This is a genomic window from Streptomyces sp. NPDC007875 (assembly GCF_042868035.1).
GTDB lineage: Bacteria > Actinomycetota > Actinomycetes > Streptomycetales > Streptomycetaceae > Streptomyces > Streptomyces antimycoticus.
Map to the genome: position 1 here is coordinate 40,499 of NZ_JBIADZ010000015.1, position 18,943 is coordinate 59,441.

At 71.9% G+C, this 18,943-nt stretch carries 7 protein-coding genes; 1 reads left to right on the plus strand and 6 read right to left on the minus strand.

Annotated elements, in window-relative coordinates; translation table 11 throughout:
* Positions 1 to 40: 40 nt before the first annotated feature.
* The gene (locus ACFYOY_RS28240) at positions 41 to 559 is read right to left on the minus strand and encodes a GNAT family N-acetyltransferase (RefSeq protein WP_351890034.1); all 519 of its coding nucleotides are present in this window, start codon (positions 557 to 559) and stop codon (positions 41 to 43) included.
* 64 nt (positions 560 to 623) lie between these two features.
* On the minus strand, positions 624 to 2,204 hold the full coding sequence (locus tag ACFYOY_RS28245; protein ID WP_388590366.1) for an amidohydrolase: 1,581 nt from the start codon (positions 2,202 to 2,204) through the stop codon (positions 624 to 626).
* A 110-nt stretch (positions 2,205 to 2,314) separates the two neighbouring features.
* Between ACFYOY_RS28245 and ACFYOY_RS28250 the strand changes: the two genes are divergently transcribed.
* The gene (locus ACFYOY_RS28250) at positions 2,315 to 3,415 is read left to right on the plus strand and encodes an alpha/beta hydrolase-fold protein (protein WP_388590368.1); all 1,101 of its coding nucleotides are present in this window, start codon (positions 2,315 to 2,317) and stop codon (positions 3,413 to 3,415) included.
* A 9-nt stretch (positions 3,416 to 3,424) separates the two neighbouring features.
* Here the strand turns inward: ACFYOY_RS28250 and ACFYOY_RS28255 are convergent, their stop codons facing one another.
* From ACFYOY_RS28255 to ACFYOY_RS28270, 4 genes are read right to left on the minus strand one after another with little or no spacing between them, the layout of a single operon-like run.
* Entirely contained in the window at positions 3,425 to 5,125 is a 1,701-nt protein-coding gene (locus tag ACFYOY_RS28255) for an ABC transporter ATP-binding protein (RefSeq protein WP_351890049.1), read from the minus strand.
* Positions 5,112 to 16,010 (minus strand): amino acid adenylation domain-containing protein, encoded by a 10,899-nt coding sequence (locus ACFYOY_RS28260; protein WP_388590371.1) that lies wholly within the window; start codon positions 16,008 to 16,010, stop codon positions 5,112 to 5,114. Before ACFYOY_RS28260 ends, ACFYOY_RS28255 begins: the two co-directional genes overlap by 14 nt.
* 54 nt (positions 16,011 to 16,064) lie before the next feature.
* Positions 16,065 to 17,852 (minus strand): ABC transporter ATP-binding protein, encoded by a 1,788-nt coding sequence (locus ACFYOY_RS28265; RefSeq protein ID WP_388590373.1) that lies wholly within the window; start codon positions 17,850 to 17,852, stop codon positions 16,065 to 16,067.
* Positions 17,849 to 18,904, minus strand: coding sequence for an iron-siderophore ABC transporter substrate-binding protein (locus ACFYOY_RS28270; protein WP_351890064.1), 1,056 nt, complete (start codon positions 18,902 to 18,904; stop codon positions 17,849 to 17,851). Before ACFYOY_RS28270 ends, ACFYOY_RS28265 begins: the two co-directional genes overlap by 4 nt.
* Positions 18,905 to 18,943 lie beyond the last annotated feature (39 nt).

Here is an 18,943-nt window from a genome sequence, read left to right on the forward strand (position 1 = left end):
ACCGGAACGAAACGGCCCAGGCGTCACGCAGGGCGAGCGGTCACAGGGTCCTTGCGAGGATCCGCGCATCGCGCCGGGGGTCCAGCGACTCCACCCAGCGCGAAGGCGCCAGGCGCATCGTCGTGGGCGCGAATCCATGGCGGAGGAACAGGCCGCCACCGCCGGTCGTCGCCGTGAACAGGGCACCGAGCGACTGGGCGCGCGCCCTGGCCAGCGTGGCGCGCAGCAGCCCGGCTCCCACTCCGCTTCCCTGACTCGGCCCGGCCACGCAGAAGTTGTACACCACGCCCGCGGGCCCGCGGCCCTCCCCCGGTTCTGCGGGATGCACGCGCAGGCCCACGCAGCCCTCGACGGTGCCATCGGCCTCCGCCACGAGGAAGTCGGCCGCCCGGGTCGCGTAGCGCGAGACAGGCCGCTCCCGCAGCGCCCCCGAACGCACGAAGGGCCGGGACAGCTCGGCGAGTGCGGCGGCGTCCTCCGGACGGGCGCCGCGCACGCGGGACGTCGGCGCGAGGAGCGCGTGCGGCAGCGGTGCAGGGCGTGGCGTAGCCGTGATCAAGGCTTTCCTTCCTCGGTTCCACGGTCGGAGGGCCCGGTCGGTGAGCGCCTCGGCATGCCTCATCTCATCCGGTGCGGGTCCCGGTCTCCCGGCCGTCGACGTAGGTCGCCACCACCTCGATGTCCCCGATGCGCGAGGTGTCGACCCGCCGGGGGTCATCTCCGAGCACGACGAGGTCGGCGAGCTTGCCCGGGGTGAGGCTGCCCAGTCTGTCCTCCCAGCGGCAGGCGACGGCACCCGCGACCGTGTAGGCCCGCAGGGCCTCGTCTCGGGTGATGCCCTCGTCCGGGCCGATCACCTGGCCGGACTCGGAGGTGCGCTCGACCATGAACTGGATGGCCCGCAGCGGGGATCCGTCCGTGACGGGGCGGTCGGAGCTGCCGACGAGGGGGATGCCGTGGTCCAGGAAGGCCCTGCCGCGGTAGAGCCACGGGGCTCGTTCCTCGCCCATGATCGCCGCATAGTCGTCGCCGAAGTAGCGCAGGAAGTTGGGCTGGACGACGGCGCTGATGCCGAGCCGCGCGAAGCGCGGGAGCTGGTCGGGGCGGATCAGTCCGGCGTGCTCGATGCGGTGCCGGGCGTCGGGGCGCGGCCGGAGACGCTGGGCCCGTTCCAGGGCGTCCAGGGCGACGTCGGCGGCGCGGTCGCCGATCGCGTGGACGGCGAGCTGCCACCCGGCCAGGTGGCCGTCCACGATCGCGTCCGCGAGCGCCTCCGGGTCGTCCTGCAGCTCGCCCATGTGATCCAGCCCTTCGTACGGGCTGCTGAGCGCGGCGGTCCGGGCCATCATGCCGCCGTCGGTGTAGATCTTCAGCGCGCCCACCGAGAGCCGGTCGTCGCCGAACCCGGTGCGCAGACCGAGGTCGAGGGCCCGGGGAATGCCGTCGGCTTCGTGTGCGCCGACCGGGCGCAGCCGGTCGGCGGAGACCATGAGCTGTACACGCAGTGGCAACAGGCCGGAGTCGCCGGCGAGTTGGTAGGCGCCCAGCTCGACCGGGCTGTGGCCGAAGAGGGCACCGCCGATGCCCGCCTCGGCGCAGGCGGTGACGCCCTCGGCCAGGCATGTACGGGCGGCGCGGCCGATCGCCTCGGCCAGCTCCGCTTGAGAGTACGGGAGGCGCAGAGCGCGGGCGGCGCCCATGGCGCCCTCGGCGAGGAAGCCGTTCTCGTGCGGGGTGTCGGCGGGAAGCAGATCGAGAACGGCGGAGTTGACCATGCAGCCGTGCCCGGAGTCGTGCATCATGAACACCTTGCGCCCATGACTGACCTTGTCCAGTTCGGCGGCGGTCAGATGGCGTCCCAGGGCCCGCTGGTCGTAGCCGGCGATGCTCACCCAGGCGCCGGGCGAGCTCTTCCGGGTCGTGACGGCCTCCTCCACGATGGCGAGCACCTCGTCGATCCGCGTGCACCCCGCGATGCTCGGGGTCTTCTGCTTGAACCCGGTCCAGGCCAGGTGCACATGGGGGTCGATGAACCCGGGCAGCACGGTGGCGCCCTGCAGGTCGATCACCTCGCAGGCGGGCAGGGAGGTGACGGCGTCGTCCAGGCCCACGATCCGGCCCCGCCACACGCCCAGGTCGTGGGCGACGGGGTGGTCCGGGTCCATGGTGAGGAAGCGGGCGTTCGTCAGTCTGGTGCAGAGCATCTGCCGGAGCTCTCCTGGGTGCCGGGGCGGTTCACAGGTCAAACTTAGGTTAGCCTCGCCTAATTGACAGGAGCTTAGCCTTGTCCCTTCCCTCTCACAAGGAGACGTTCATGCGCCTGAGTGCGACCGATGGACAGAACGCCTTCGCCGCGTTCGGACTGCCCGGCACACCCGGCACCGACGAGTTCTGGGCGGCGGCGGGGACACCCGCGTCGATGCCCGCCGACGGCGGCGGTTGGACGACCTTGTTCCTGTGGCGCGGGTCTCCGGCGAGCATCGGCTTCGAGAGCTGGTCGGAGCCGGTCCCGCTGCGCCAGTGGGGTGATACGGACTGCTGGTACGCCGAGGTACGCATGCCCGCGCGGCTGCGGGTGACCTACCAGTTCCTCGCGGGCGACGCGGCGCACGCCGACCCGTTCAACCCGGTCGGCGCGGGCGGTGACCGGTCCATCGCCGCGACCCCGGACGCCCCGGCCCAGCCGTACTGGCCCGTCATCGGCGCCGATGCCGTACTGCCCCTCCCGCACAACCGGATCCGCTGGAACAGCCAACGGCTCGGCGGGCGGCGCACCGTGCGCGTCCACCCGGTGGGGGGCGGCGGACCCGTGGTCCTGCTGCTCGACGGCGACGACTGGCTGTATCTGCACCCGGCCATGACCGCGTTCGACTCGGCCGTCGCCAGTGGCGAGATGCCCGCCGTCACGCTCGTCTTCCTGCCGAGCAAGGACAGGGAGGCCGAGTTCGGGTGCGGCCCTGCGCTGTGGGAGGCGATCCGGGACGAACTGCTGCCGCTGGTGACGGAGTCCGGCGCACCCGCCGGCTGGGACCGGCTGGTGGTCGCCGGGCAGAGCCTGGGCGGGCTGAGCGCGCTGTACGCGGCGCTGGAGTTCCCGGACCTGGTGTCCCGCGTCGCCTGTCAGTCGGGGTCGTTCTGGTGGACACCCGACGCCATGGACCTGCCGGACCCCATGGGCGGCCCGGTCGGCGGCACCATGGCCGCGCGCCTGCGCGAGCGCCCCGACCTGTCCAATCTGCGCGTGGCGTTCGACGTGGGCGAGCACGAGAGGTGGTTGCTCCCCCACTGCGAGCTGACCGAGGGCCTGGTCCGGCAATCCGGCGCGACCATACGGGTCTCGCGGTCGGCGGCGGGCCACGACCGGGCGGGCTGGCGGCACGCCCTGCTCAGGGATGTCGCCTGGGCGCTCGGTTAGCGGGCCGGGTCACCGGGCCACCGCCAGACAGTAGTCCTGGTCGGTGACGAGGAGGTTGCGATGGGTGTCCTCGGCGGTGATGACGCCGTCGTCCAGGACGAGGACCCGGTCGGCGGCGTTCAGGAGGGCCGGGCTGCTGGTGATCACGATGGTGGTGCGGTCCCGGCGCAGCTTCGCGATGTTGCGCGCGATGAGCTGTTCGGTGACGGCGTCGACGGCCGTTGTCGGGTCGTGCAGGACGAGGACGTCGGTGTCGGCGGCGAGGGCGCGGGCCAGGGACAGCCGCTGGCGCTGCCCCCCGGAGAGGTTCGCGCCGCGGTCGCGGACGCCGTAGTCGAGTCCTTCGCGGTGGAGGGCGACGACGTCGGTCAGCATGGACGCCTCGACGGCCTCGGGGACCATCCGGCTGGTGCCCGAGGGATCGATGTTCGTGCCGAGGGTGCCCGCGAAGATCTCCCCGTCGTACGGGTTCACCAGCATGTGCTCGCGGACCGCCTCGATCGACAGGTCCGCGAGCTCCCGCCCGCTGACCCGCACCGCTCCCTCGTACGCGCCGGGCGGGACCTTCACGGCCAGGATCGACGCGAGGTCGGCCGCCGCGCGCGGCTGGTAGGGCGCGATCGCCACGAACTCGCCAGCGGCCACCGTAAACTTGAGCTCGCGCAGCGAGCCGTACCGGACGCAGTCGAGGTCGAGGTCGCCGCCCGCGGCCGGGCGCTCCCGCCCATCGGCCGCCACCGGCGGGGCGGCCAGCACCAGCGCCATCCGCTCGGCCGACGCGCGCGCCATCATCACGTACTTCGGCATCTCCGAGAACAGTTTGAGCGGTTCCATGATGAACTGCGCCAGCCCCACGGCCATGACGAGTTCTCCGATCGTGATCCGGCCGCTGAAGGCCAGTGAGCCCGCCATCAGGGTCACGGCGGCGGCGAGGACCGCGTTGAGGGCCAGCGCGGTGCCCGCGTACACGCCGTTGACCTTGGCTACGGTGATCGCCTGGTGCTTCGCCTCCGTGCTGACCCTGCGATAGGAACCGAACGCCGCGTGGTTGCCGCCGAAGCCGTGCAGCGGGCGCAGGCCGGTGATCAGGTCCGCGACCTTCGCCCCCGCCCGTGCCACCCGGGCCTGCTGTTCTCGGGTGCTGGAGCCGATCCGCTTGGACAGCACGCTCAGGATCGACAGAATCGCGACGGTGCCCACGATCACCAGCAGGCCGAGCCGGACGTCGGCCAGGCCCAGCGCGACCGCCGCGACCAGCACCGCCACCAGCGAGCTGACCAGCAGCGGCACCACCTCGATGATGTCGGCGGTCTGGTCGGCATCCTCGGTGGCGATGGTCAGCACCTCGCCGGACTTCAGGTCGACGTCCCTGGCCACCGGCTGGAGGCCGTAGGCCGCCACCTTCACCCGCCAGCGGTGCGCCTCGGTGGTGTTGGCCTTCTGCAGGACGCGCATCCCGAACCGCCACGACAGCGACACCGTCGTGATGATCACTGCCAACGCGGCGATCGCCAGGCCGAGCGAGCCGAGGCTGCGGTCCCGCATCGTGTGCTCGACGATCAGGCCGAGCGCGATGGGGAAGGCGGTCTCACCGGCCTGGTACAGGCCCATGAGGACGGTGCCCCAGGTCATGGCGCCGATGTTGCGGCGCAGTGCGGTCCGGAGGATGTCGGCCCCCGGGCGGGGCCGCTGGGTGTCAGGAGTGGTCATCAAGGTGGCGGGCAATCGCTTCCGGGGTTCGCAGGGTGAACAGATCACGGATGGTGATCACTGGGCCGTACTCGCGGCGGAGCAGCCCGATCAGCCGCACCGCCACCATGGAGTGCCCTCCCAGGGACACGAAATCGCTCACCGCACTCACCTCGTCGTCATCCAGGTCCAGTGCCTCGGCGAAGAACTCGCACACCACGGTCTCGTTCTCGGTCCGCGGTCCCCGCTCCCCCGCCGTGGTCAGCGTGCCCAGCGGCTTGGCCTCCGGCAGCGCCTTGGTGTCAGCCTTCCCGTTCACGGTCAGCGGGATGCTGTCGACCTGGGCGTAGTGCGTCGGGCGCAGGAAGTCCGGCAGCCCGGTGCCTACTTCGGCGGCGACAGCCGCCAGGTCGGAGCCGTCCAGTACGAGGTAGGCGGCCAGCCGGTAGGCGCCGTCGACCTGCGGATCGGGCTGGGCGACCGCGGCGACGAACCGCACCGCCGGGTGCGCGGCGAACACGGCCTCGACCTCGCCCGGTTCGACCCGGTGCCCACGGATCTTGACCTGCTGGTCGATGCGGCCCAGGTACGTCAGGTTGCCGTCGGGCCGGCGGGCCACCAGGTCGCCGGTGCGGTACATGCGCTCGCCAGGTGCGCCGAACGGGCACGCCACGAAGCGGTGCGCGGTCTGGTCGGGCTGCCCGAGATAGCCGCGGGCGATGCCGATGCCCGACACGTACAGCTCACCGGGAACGCCGTCCGGCAGCGGCCGCAGCCACGGGTCCAGCACATACACATCGGTGTTGTCGATCGCCACGCCCACCACCGGGTCCTGGCATTCGAAGGTGCCGACGCCGAGGGTGTTGATGGTGTACTCGGTGGGCCCGTACAGGTTGTAGCCGACCGTCCCCTCGGTCTCGGCGAGCCGCTGCCACAGCGCCGGGGTGACGGCCTCGCCGCCGAGCAGCACCAGCGCCGGCCGCCGTTCCGGGTGGTCGAGCAGGCCCTCGGCGACCAGCTGCTGTGCGTAGGTCGGGGTCACGTTGATGACGTCGATGTGGTGTTCGAGGCAGTACTCGACCAGCCGGGGCGCGTCACGGCGCAGTTCCTCGTCGCAGATGTGCACCTCGTGGCCGTCGGCGAGCCACAGCAGCTCCTCCCACGACATGTCGAAGGCGAACGACACGGTGTGCGCGATCCGGAAGACCCGGTGACCGTGGTCCGCCAGCACCGGCTCGAAGATCCGGCGCTGATGGTTGATCAGCATGTTGGTCAGCCCGGCGTACTCGGTCACCACGCCCTTGGGCTTCCCGGTCGATCCCGAGGTGTAGATCGTGTACGCGGGGTGCCGCAGGCGCTGCGGGTCCTCCGGCTGATACGTCCGATACGGCTCGGCCTCGGACAGCGGGCGGTCCAGCTCGATCAGGTCGCCGGTGAGCCGGGGCGACACGGCGCTCACCGTGAGGATCACATCGGGGCGGGCGTCCGCGACGATCGCGGCGATCCGCTCGTCCGGGTGGTCCAGCTCCAGCGGCACATACGCGGCGCCGACGCGCAGCACGGCGAACAGCGCCACGATCGAGTCCAGGGACCGCGGAATCGCGAGGCCCACGGTCGTCTCGGGGCCGATGCCGCGCCCGGCGAGCACACCGGCCACGGCGCGGCTGCGGTCCCGCAGCTGGGCGAAGGTCATGGTCGAGCCGTGGGCCACGAGCGCAATCCGCCGCGGGTCGCGGTCCGCCGCCTGGTCGAACCGGTCGACCACGGTGTCCGTGCCGATGTCCATGCGTTCGGCGGGCACGGGCTCCGGGCCCAGTCCCCGCAGGCCGCCGACCGGCCCGGTCGACCGGGCCAGGTCGTCGAGCACGCGCAGGTAGTCGTCGAGGAGCCGCCGGGCGTTCGCGGTGTCCTCGTCCCGGTACTCCAGCTTGACCGTGAGCCGGTCGCCGGGGGTGACGACCCAGGTGAACGGGTAGTGGGTGGAGTCGTCGGCCGTCACCGAGGTGATGCCATGCCTGGCGTTCATCTCGGCGAACGCGTCCATGTCCAGGAAGTTCTGGAGCACGAAGAGGTTGTCGAACAGGGTGTCGTGCCCGGTGGCCCGCTGGATCTCGCCGAGCCCCAGGTGTTCGTGGACCATCGCCTCGACCCTGGCCGCCTGTACGTCCGACAGATACGCGCGGACGGTGTCGTCCGGCCGGGCCCGGGTCCACATGGGGACGGTGTTGAGCAGCACGCCGACGATGCCGTCCAGCCCCTCGCCCTCCCGGCCGGAGACGGTCACGCCGAACACGGCGTCGTCGCGCCCCGTGTGGGCGCCGAGCAGGAGGCCGAACGCGCCGGTCAGCACCGAGTTCAGGGTGACGCCGTGCGCCCTGGCCGCCGCCCGCAGCAGCTTCGACCGCTCGGCGGACAGCGTGCGCACGAGCGCGCGCGGCAGGTCGTCGGAGAGGGACGGCGCCGCTCCGGCGAGCAGCGTCGGGCCGGGGAGACCGGACAGGTGCTCGGCCCAGAAGCGTTCCGACGCGGCGGAGTCCCGGGCGTCGAGCGCCCGGGCGTGGTCCTCGAAGCTCGGCGTGGCCGGGGCCGGGTCGGGCAACTCGCCCGCGAGGACGGCCCGGTAGGCGTCGAACAGGTCCCGTAGCACGATCTCGCGGGACCACCCGTCCCACAGCAGCAGGTGGTAGCTGAGCAGCAGCCCGTCGCGGTCGCCGGGCAGCCGCACCACGGTCATCCGGATCAGCGGGGGCTCACCCGGGTCGAATCCCGTGTCGCGGTCCCGGGTGCGCAGCGCCTCGACGTCCGCGTCGCTCGTGAGCTCGACTGTACGGACGTCGACGCGCCGGCCCGCCCCCAGGACCTGGACCGGGTTTCCGTCGTCGTCGGTGGCGAAGCCGGCGGCCACGACCGGGTGCCGCGCCATCACATACGCCATCGCCTCGGACAGTGCGTCGGTGTCCAGGCGCCGATCGAAGGTGAACCAGCTCTGCGCCACGTAGTGTCCCGCCGAACCCGCCATCTGGGCCTGGAAGTACAGGCCCCGCTGGAGCGGGGTGACCGGTGCCGTGCGCTCGGCCGTCGCGGAGGCGTCCGCGATGCGTTCCAGTGCGGTCCGCCAGTGGTCGGTGATCTCGTCCGGGATTCCTTCGGCGAGGGTGAAGACGGCGTGCAGGCTGCCGGTGGCCGCGTCGGTCCACGCGTTGACCTCGACGGCGTACGGGCTGCCCTGATCGCCGCCGGTGAGGTGCGGCGCCTGGGACTCGCCGCCCCGGCCCAGGTAGTTGAAGAGCACCTGCGGGCGAGCGGTGAGCAGCGGGGCCGCCTGCGGGTTGAGGTATCTGAGCTGGCCGTAGGCGACGTGTGCGCGCTCGTCCGGCTGGCGTTCGGCGACCTCGTACGCCGCGGCGACGGGGTCGCTGTGCGCCGTGAGCCGCACGGGCGCGATGGAGGTGAACCAGCCGACCGTGCGGGTGTAGTCGTGGTGCTCCAGCGCCGGGACCCGGCCGTGGCGCTCCAGTTCGATCGCGAGGTCGGTGGGCGATGGCTGGATGTGGGTCAGCGCGGTGCGCAGCGCGCCGCACAGCAACTCGGTGAGACCGACGCCGAGTGCGCTGGGCGCGGTACGCGTCACGCGGTCGCTCACTTCGGAGGCGAGCACGACCGTGGTCTCGCGGGGTCGCTCGACCGCGGGCAGGAGCGCGGGTGCCTGGAGCGTGGTGAGCCAGTGGCCGAGGTCGTCGATCGCATGGGCGGACCGGGCCGCCAGTGCTTCCGCGTACTGGGCGTAGGACGTGGTCGGCGGCGCCAGGGGCGCCCCGCGCAGGGCGGCGGCCAGGTCGTCCAGCAGGATCAGCCAGGACACCGAGTCGACGGCGAGGTGGTGCACGGTGACCACCAGGGTCCGGCTCGCCTCCAGCCACGCGAACGCGATGACCTCCCCGGACTCGACATCGAGCCGTCCGGCGGCCTCGTTCGCCGCGGTCGTCGCGTCGGTCGTGTCCGCCCGTACGACAGTGACCTCGCGGGCGGGTTCGGTGCGCAGGGCCCATACCCCGTGTTCGACGCCCAGCCGCAGCCGGAGGGCCGGGTGCGCGGCCACGACGGCGCTCGCGGCGCGCTCGGCGTCGGCGAACCCGGCGCCGTCGGGGGCCACCACCGTTCTTGCCTGGGCGAACCGGGTGAGCGATCCGCCCAGGTCGCGCTGGCGCAGGATGATCGGGGTCGGCGGCAGCGGGCCGTCCTCGTGGTGGGCGGGCGCGGGCGCCTCGCCCTGCGGTGTGCGCGTTCCCAGGTGCTCGGCGAGCGCGCGCGGTGTCCTGAACAGGAACACGTCCCGTGGCGCGATCGGCAGGCCGAGCGCCCTGGCCCGGTTGATGACGGTGATGGCGACGATGCTGTCGCCCCCGGCCCGGAAGAAGTCGGTGTCGTCGGCCACGGCGGATTCGGGCAGTGTGTCGGCGAAGATGCCGACCAGTGCGGTGAGCACGGCATCCCCGCTGCCCGAGGAGCCGGGCACCGGGGTGTCGTCCTGTGCGGCGCGTGCGGTCAGGGCCTTCCGGTCCAGCTTGCCGTTGACCGTCAGCGGCAGGGCGTCGACCGGCAGCACCCGGCCCGGCACCAAATGTACGGGCAGCTTCGCCGACAGCAGGGCGGTGACATCGGCGGGCACCCGGCCCACGACATGCGCGACCAGGTGGTCGCCGCTGTCCGCCACGGTGACGGCCGCGTCGACCACACCATCGAGCCCCCTGACCGCGGCCTCCACCTCGCCGAGTTCGATGCGGAAACCCTTGAGCTGCACCTGGTCGTCGGCGCGTCCGGTGAACTCCAGCTCACCGTCGAGCGTGCGGCGGGCGAGGTCGCCGGTGTGGTACATGCGGGAGCCGTCGCCCGCGAACGGGTTCGCCACGAAACGGCCCGCGGTGAGCCCCGGCCTGCCCAGGTAGCCGAGCGACACCTGGTCGCCTGCGACGTAGATGGCGCCCACCCGGCCCGGCGGCACCGGCCGGAGCCGGTCGTCGAGCAGATAGGTGGCCAGGCCCGGGATCGGACCGCCGATCGGGCTGACGTCGCCGCCGGGGGCGAAGTCCTCGTCGGTCAGCACCCGGTGGGTGACATGGACGGTGGTCTCGGTGATGCCGTACATGTTGACCAGCTCGGGCGCACCGGTGCCATGCCGCTCCACCCAGCCGCGCAGCCGCCCGAGATCCAGCGGCTCGCCGCCGAAGATGATCCGGCGCAGCGCGGTGACCGGCCGGCCCGCATGCCGGTCGGCCTCGATGAACTGGTAGAACGCCGACGGGGTCTGGTTGAGCACGGTCACTCCGCGCTCGCACACCAGCCGGTGGAAGTCGACCGGCGAGCGGGTCAGCCCGTACTCCGGCACCAGCAGCTCAGCGCCGTGCGCCAGCGCGCCCCACAGCTCCCAGACCGCGAAGTCGAAGGAGAAGGAGTGGAATTGGACCCATACGTCGTGCGGGCCGAAGTCCATGGCGGGCCGGGTGTTCGCAAGCAGGGTCACCACGCTGGAGTGCGGGACGACGACGCCCTTGGGCCTGCCGGTCGATCCGGATGTGTAGATGACGTAGGCGGGGTCGTGCCGGCTCGCCTCCGGACCGGCCTCCGTATCGGCCCGCGGCAGCTCGTCTCCGGATACCAGCACACGGGCCGGCACGCCCGCCCGGGCCAGCAGCCGGGTGAAGCGCTCGCGCTGCTCGCGGTCCACGAGAACGACCTGCGGAGCGGAGTCGGCGAGGATGTACTCCAGCCGTTCGTCCGGGTACGCCAGGTCCAGCGGTACATACGCGCCGCCCGCCGTGACGATCGCGACCAGGGCGACGACCTGCTCCACGGAGCGCGGGACGGCGACGGCGACCCGTCTGCCCGGCCCGGCACCGGCCGCGCGCAGGGCGGAGGCCAGCTCGTTCTTCGCGGCCGCCAGTTCGCCGTAGGTCAGTGACCGGGTTCCGCCGTCGAGAGCGCACTGGGTGACGGCGGCGGCCACCGGGTCGCGGCGCGCGGCGGCGTCGAACAGTCCGCCCAGGGTCGTCGGAGTGATCGGCGCGGGACGCCGGGTGTCCTCGGGCGCCAGGTCGTCGACCAGGGCGTCCGGGCGGGTGAGCAGGCCGGTGAGGGTCTGGGTGAACGTGCGCAGGATCGCCTGGGCGCTCGTCTCCCGCAGCAGCTCGCCGTCGTAGATCAGGTTGAGGCGCGGACGGCCGTCGAGAGCGCGCTCCACGACCAGCGTCAACGGGTAGTGCGGGGCGCCCTCGTTCACGATCTCGGTGATGACCAGTTCGTCGCCCGGCCCCCGCAGGGCGGCCACATCGGCCGCGACATCGAACACCACCAGGGTGTCGAACAGGGGGCCGGCGCCGGCCAGGCGGCCGATCCTCGCCAGCGAGACATGCTGGTGCGGCAGCACCGCGCTCTGGTGTTCCCGCACCGAGGCGAGCAGGTCGCGCGCCGTGGTGGTACCGGCCCACCGGGCGCGCACGGGGATCGTGTTGATGAACAGACCCACCATGTCCTCGATGCCGGGCACCTGCGCGTCGCGCCCGGACACCGTGGATCCGAACACCACGTCACTGCCGTGCAGGATGCCGCCCAGCGTCACCGCCCAGGCGCTGTGCACGGCCACGCTCAGCGGCACACCGGCCGACCGGGCGGCAGTGTCGATGTCGTCGCCCGGTTGCACGGCGGTGTCGGCGAATCGGCCGGACGGGGTGTGTCCCTCGGCGACCAGCGAGGGCCCGCGCAGCTCGGCGAGCTGATCGCGCCATATCCGGTCGCTCTCGTCCTCGTCGCGCTCCGCGAGCCACCGTACGTAGTCGGGGAAGCCGCCGAGCGGGTACACGGTCCCCGGCGCGTGGTATTCGGCCAGCAGCGCGCGGAGCATCGGTGGCACCGACCAGCCGTCGGCGATGATGTGGTGCACGGTCTGCACCAGGACGTTCCGGCCGGAGCCCGTGCGGATGAGTGTGTACCGCATCAGCGGGCCGGTGGCCAGGTCGAACCCGGCGCGGCGGTCACGCTCGGCGTACTCGCGGATCTCGGCGTCGGTGATCCCGGGGCGGTCGAGCGTGGTGAACGGCGCCCCCACACCGCTCTCCAGCACGGAGACCACACGGCCGTCGGCGAGGGCCGTGAACCGCGCCGCCAGGTTCGGGTACAGCGTGAGCAACCGGGTGGCCGCCGCCGCGAGCCGGTCGGCGTCCACCTCGCCGTCCAGCCTCAGCAGCTGCTGCTCGACATAGGCGCCCGCCGAGTCGTCGTCGAAGACCGAATGGAAGTACAGGCCCTCCTGCAACGGGGTCAGCGGCAGGATGTCCCGCAGCGCCGGGCCGTCCAGGACGTCGACGTCGGCCTGGGTGAGCCGCACCAGGCCGAAGTCGCTGGGCGAGTGGCCGCCCCGGTCGAGCGCGGCCAGGGCGGTCAGGGTCTCCTGGAAGTACGCGCCGATGGTCGCGATGTCCTCGTCGGTGAACATCCCGTCGGGCCAGGACATGGTGGTGATCAGCTCGTACGCGCCGCTCGATGCGGGTTCGGCGATCGCGTTGAACTCCAGGGGGCGCGGCAGGCGCATCCTCGGGTCGCGCCTCTCGCCCAACTGGCCCGTGTTGCCGCAGAGTTTCCAGTCTCCGGTGGCGCCCGCGTCGAAGCGGCCCAGGTAGTTGAAGAGCACCTGCGGTGCGGGGGCGTCGAACTCGGTGTGGGTCAGATACCGCAGGGCACCGTAGGAAACGCCGTTGGACGGCACGCGGGCGAGGTCTTCCTTGACCGCCTTGAGCGCGGTGGCCAGGTAGTCGGAGGCGGTGAAATCGGCCGCCGCGCCGGGGTCCACGGTCACCGGGAACAGGGTGGTGAACCAGCCCACGGTCCGTGACAGCTCCGGCTCGAAACCGGCGGCGTCCGCCACGAACCGACCTTCGCGGCCGTGGCCCTCGAGTTCGATATGCGCGAAGGTCTGGTCCTGTCCGAGGTCGCGGCGCCATCGGGCGAGGGTGACGGCGAGCGCGGTCAGCAGCACATCGCCCACGCCGGCGTGGAACTTCGCGGGGATCTCGCCCAGCAGCGCGGCGGTGACCTCGGGACCGGCCGAGACGGTCCGCACCCTCTCCCGGGCGACGGTGTCGGCTTGGGACAGCGCGCGCCTGCCCACGGGGCCGTCCGCTCCCGGCAGGGGACGCTCGTAGTAGCCACGGTCCGCGTCGAAGGTGGCATTCCCCAGCGTCTGCGTCCAGCGCCGGAACGATGTGCCCACCGGGGGCAGTTCGATCGGCGCGCCCGAGGCGAACTGCCGCCATGCCGTGGCCAGGTCGTCCATCAGGACATGCCAGGACACGCCGTCGATCACCACATGATGGACGACCACGACCAGCTGCCGTGCCTCGCGTCGCCAGACGGCACGCAGCATCACGCCCTGGTCCGGGTCCAGCCCGCCGGTGGCGAGCGCGACGCACTCCTCGACCGGCCGGTCGCTCTCCTGCCACGACGGCGTGGCCCGGTCCGCCGCCGGGATGTCGAAGCTCCAGCGTTCGCCGCGCACCAGCCTGGCGCGCAGCATGTCGTGCCGCCCGGCCACGGCGGCGAGGATCGCGTCGAGGGCGTCGGCGGTCAGCTCCGCCGGGGTGTTCAGCACGACCGACTGTACGAAGCCGTCGATCGCCTCCGTGGTCTCGCCGAGCCACTGCACGATGGGCGATCCCATGACGGAACCGGTCGCGACATCGCCGTCGTCCGTGGCGGAGGCGCCCTCACGGCTCGCCATCGCCGCCAGCGCCCCCACCGCGCTGTCGGTGAAGATCTGCCGTGCCGTGAGGTGGAGACCCGCGTCGCGCACCGCGCTCAGCAACGAGATCGCCAGCAGGCTGTCTCCGCCGAGCTGGAAGAAGTCCTGGTCGACGCCGACCTCGTCCAGCCGCAGCACCTTCGCGACCGCCGCGCACAGCACCCGCTCGTTCTCGGTGGCGGGCTGGACGATCGAGCCCGTCCCGATCGCGGGTTCCGGCAGCGCACGGCGGTCGAGCTTGCCGTTCGCGGTGAGCGGGAACTCCTTCATCACGACGATGTGGGCGGGCACCATGTACTCCACCATGTGCCCGGCGGCCCACCCCTTGACCTCGTCCGCGCGCAGGTCCTCGCTCCCGGCGGCCGGGATCACATATCCCACCAGGTAGGTGCTGCCTGCCGCGTTCTTCTTCGCGACGACGCAGGTGTACCGCACCCCGGGGTGCTCCGCGAGGCCGACCTCGACATCCTCGATCTCCAGCCGCATACCGCGGATCTTGATCTGGTTGTCGGCCCGGCCGAGGAAGTCCAGCGACCCGTCCGGGGCGAACCGCGCGAGGTCTCCGGTCCGGTACAGCCGGGACCCGTCCCCGGCGAAGGGGTTCGCCACGAAGCGGGACGCCGTCAGGCCGGGCGCGTTGATGTACCCGCGGCCCAGGAGGAACCCTCCCACGTACAGTTCGCCACCGACGCCGACCGGGACCGGGCGCAGCTCGCTGTCCAGCACATACAACTGGGTGTTCGGGTTGGCCTTGCCGATCGATGTGGACAGGCGCTCGGCCGCGCCCCGGTAGATGACGTGCGAGACGCCGATCGTGGTCTCGGCGGGGCCGTAGCCGTGGTACAGCGGGATATCGAGCCGGGTGCGGAACCGCTCGTACAGCTCCGGCGTCAGCACCTCGCCGCCGCACCACACATGGCGCAGGCTGTCCAGCCGCCCGGAGTCGCCCACCATCTCCAGCAGCACGTCCAGCATGGAGGAGACCAGGTAGGTGAAGGTGACCCGCTGCTCGGCAATCACGCTCAGCAAGTGGTGCGGGTCGCGTTCGCCACCGGGCCGCAGGATGACCAGCCTGCCGCCGTGCACCAGCGGCAGGAAGATCTCGTTGATGGAGATGTCGAAGGACAACGGCGCCTTGAACAGCGACGCGTCGTCGTGGCCGAAGCCCAGGATCTCGTTGCCCTGCCACAGCAGGCGCTCGCTGATCGCCTCGTGCCGGATCATCGCGCCCTTGGGCCGCCCGGTCGAACCGGACGTGAAGATCACGTACGCCAGGGCGTTGCCGGGGACGGTGACCCCGGTGCCCCCGGTGGGGTGGGAACCGAAGCGCCAGTCGCCGAGGTCGACGACGACGGCTTCCGGTTCGGCCGGGTCGCGTTCGCCCGAGTCGCCCAGCTGCGCCACGACCTGGGCGTCGTCGATGACGACGGCCCGGCGCGCGGCGGGCCACTGCGGATCGAGCGGCACGAAAGCGCACCCCGCCTGGAGTACGGCGAGCAGCCCGATCACCATCTCGGCGGAGCGGCGCAGTGAGATGCCGACGACCTGTTCGGGACCGAGTCCGCGCTCGATCAGATGGTGGGCCAGCTGGCTCGAGCGCTCGGCGGCCTCACGGTAGGTCAGCGACCGGTGCTCGTCGACGATGGCGACGGCGTACGGCCTGGACCGCGCCCGCTCGCGGAACATCTCCACGATGGTCGGGCGGACCCGGTCGGCCTCGGTGTCGTTCCACCCGGCCAGGGCCTCGAGCTTGGCCGCCACGCAGGACGGGGAGATGGTGCCGATGGGCCGGTCCGGGAAATCGGTCAGGTCGTCCAGCGCGGCCTGCGCATCGTCCGGCCCGACGCCTTCCGGGACGGTGATGCTCCGGTCGTCCGCGCCGACCCCCCAACCCGCGGGCCCCGCCCCGCCGTTGTCGACCCACCCGAGGACATCGGCGAACAGGGTGCCGGGGGTGAGGTCGATGCCATCGGGGCTCAGGCCCGTCGCCCAGTACGACAGCCCGATGGCACAGGCTTCGGCGATGGTCCGGTCGGAGAAGTCACCGATCCGCCGGCGTACGTCGGCAACCTGTCCGGGAGAAAGCAGTACGCGACGAGCGCCCGGTTCCACCATCGAAGACTCAGCATCCCTTCCACGTCATGAAAAGCTCACCTGAATCAGGGGTGTCTAACTACCTTCTCGCCAGGCCCGCCACAGTCGCGCATACCGGCCGCCCAGGGCCACCAGCTCCTCGTGCGTTCCTTGCTCCACCACGCGGCCCGCGTCCAGCACGGCGATCCGGTCCGCCGCCATCGCCTGGGTCAGCCGGTGCGCCACCAACAGCGTGGTCCGGCCCGAGCACGCGGCCAGCACGGCCCGCTCCAGCTCGGCGGCGCCCTCGCTGCCCGCCTCCGCGGTCGACTCGTCGAGCACCACCACCGGCGACCGGCCCAGCACCAGCCGGGCCAGGGCGATCTGGGCCACCTTGGTGACGTCCAGGCGCTCTCCGCCCTCGCCGACCACGGTGTTCAGCCCATCGGGCAGGGCGTCGACCCATCCGTCGGCGCCGACCGTGCGCAGCGCGTCCATCAGCTCGGCATCGGTCGCCTGCGGCGCGGCCAACCGCAGGTCGTCGGCGAGCGGCCCGGAGAACACATGCGTGTCCTGCGTCAGGATGCTCACCAGGGCCCGCGCCCCGGCCTCGTCCAGACCGGCGAGGTCGGTGGTCCCGACGCGCACCGACCCGGCCTGCGGGGTCCCGATGCCCGCGATCAGCGCGGCCAGCGTGCTCTTGCCCGCGCCCGTCGCCCCCACCAGCGCGAGCGAACCACCGGCCGGGATCGTCAGATGCACGTCCCGGAGGACAGGCTCCTCGGTGTCGGGGTAGCGATACGTCAGCCCCTCCACCGTCACCGAGTGTGGCCCGGTGTCCGCCGGCGAAACGGTCGCGTCGCCCACCAGCCGGTCCTCGGCGGCCTCGCCCACCACGCCGACCAGCCGGGTCAGGCTCGCGCCCGACTTCTGCGCCTCGTCGAAGGTGAACATGATGGAGCCCAGCGGGGTGAACAGCCGGTGGAAGATCAGGGGGGCCGACGAGACGTCGCCCAGGCTGGCGGCATCGGCCTCCAGCAGGGAGTACCCGACCACGATGATCAGGACCAGCCCGATGAACTCGGCGCGGTTCTCCCTGCCGACGAAGCGGCCGAAGAACCGGAACACCTCGATACCGAGATCCCGCACCCGCCATGACTCAGCGCTGACCTTCTCGCGGAAGGCGCCCTCGAGGCGGTACGCCCGGACGGTGTCGATCCCCTTCAGGCCACTGATCAACGCCTGCGCACGGTCGGCCTGGGCCGCCCGCTGCTGCTGGTAGAGCGGGGCGGACCGGGGGAGATACCAGCGCAGGGCCAGCGCGTACGCGGGCAGCGCACCGGCGCCCGCCAGGCCGAGCCGCCAGTCCAGTCCGAACATGCCGGCCGTGGCGATGACGACCAGCACGCCCGCCGAGAACACCGTGGGGACGGCCGTGCGGATGCCCTTGGACAGCACGGCCACATCGTCACCGACCCTGGACAGCACATCTCCCCGGCCGACCTGCTCGATCCGTGCGCTCGGCATCCCCAGTACCGCGCGGACGGCGCCTTCGCGCAGCCGCGCGAGCAGATCCGCGCCCAGCCGTCCGATGAGATAGGTCGACACCGCGGTGGCCGCCGCGCCGAGCAGCGCGGCGGCCCCCATCACCACCCCGATCGTGACCAGGGTCGAGCGCGGCTCGCCCTCGACCACCCCGTCGACCACCCGGCCGAGCAGGATCACCGGGAGCACCTGGAGCGCCGCCCCGGCCACCGTGGTGAGCGCGGTGGCGGCCGTCAGCCAGGGCACCTCGCGGCAGTGCGCCGCGACCCATCGGGTAGCCACGCGTCCGGTCGCCGTGCGCAGGGTCGCCGGGGGGAGGCGCGCCTCGGTGGTGCTCACCCCCGGCCGACCGACTTGACGAGCTCGTCGATCGCGTACGGCAGGGACAGCAGGGTGCCCTGGGAGATGGCCGCGCCGACGGCCGGGCCCTCGCTGTCCAGCAGGTAGGACACCTTGCCCTTCTTCACCGCGCCCAGGTTGGTGAAGAGCTGGAACTTCTTCAGGGCTTGCTGGTCGGCCTTGTCGTTGATGACGAAGACGCGGTCGGCGTCGACCAGGTCGATGCGCTCGGGGGACAGGACGGTGTAGAACTTCCCGTCCGCGATCTTGTCGATCTTGGTCTGGTACCTGAAGCCGATGCCCGTGACCAGCCGCCCGCGCACATCGGTGGAGGTGAACGGCGCCACCGAGTTCTTGTACCAGGACAACATGACCGCGGTCTGGTTGGCGAACTCGGGATGCGCCTTCTTGGCCGCGCCGAGCTTGTCCTCAATGCCCTGCACCAGCTTGGTGCCCTCGTTCTCCTTGCCCAGCGCCCTGGCGATCTGCACGGCGTTGTCCTGCCACGGGGCGCTGAACGGCTCCTTCTCGCCCTTGGTACGGCCGACGGTCGGGGCGATCTGGGAGAGCTTGTCGTAGGCGGCCTTGTCGATCTCGGAGTAGACCGCCACGATGAGGTCCGGCCGCAGGGCGGCGATCTTCTCGTAGTTGGGGCCGGTGTCGCCGTTCTTCATGACGACCTCGGGCCGGGTGTCGCCCCACTTGTCCTTCACCCAGGGCCACTGGGTGTTGATGTCGGGCTTCTTGCCCGCCGGGTTCGGGTACTGGTCGACCATGCCGACCGGTCTGACATCGAGCGCCAGCATGGCCTGGTCGTCCGTGTAGCCGACGGAGACCACCCGCCGGGGAGCCTTGGTGATCTTCGTGGATCCGAACGCGTGCTCCACGGTGACCGGGAACGCACCCGAGGCGGCGGCCGGGGCGTCGTCGCCCGCCCCGTCCGCCGAGTCGGAACCACACCCCGCGAGGAGGCCGACGCCGAGGGCCGCGGCGGACAGCGCCGCCACTAACCGCCGCCATGGCGTCATACGTGTCGTTCGATGGAGGAGCATCCGGAATCCCTTGCTGTCGCGCTGTCCGTTGCGCCCCTG

Excerpts from the sequence above, each read along its gene's own strand:
- ACFYOY_RS28245 (WP_388590366.1), bottom strand. The coding sequence starts at position 2,204 with ATGCTCTGCACCAGACTGACGAACGCCCGCTTCCTCACCATGGACCCG.
- ACFYOY_RS28250 (WP_388590368.1), top strand. The coding sequence starts at position 2,315 with ATGCGCCTGAGTGCGACCGATGGACAGAACGCCTTCGCCGCGTTCGGA.
- ACFYOY_RS28255 (WP_351890049.1), bottom strand. The coding sequence starts at position 5,125 with ATGACCACTCCTGACACCCAGCGGCCCCGCCCGGGGGCCGACATCCTC.
- ACFYOY_RS28260 (WP_388590371.1), bottom strand. The coding sequence starts at position 16,010 with ATGGTGGAACCGGGCGCTCGTCGCGTACTGCTTTCTCCCGGACAGGTT.
- ACFYOY_RS28270 (WP_351890064.1), bottom strand. The coding sequence starts at position 18,904 with ATGCTCCTCCATCGAACGACACGTATGACGCCATGGCGGCGGTTAGTG.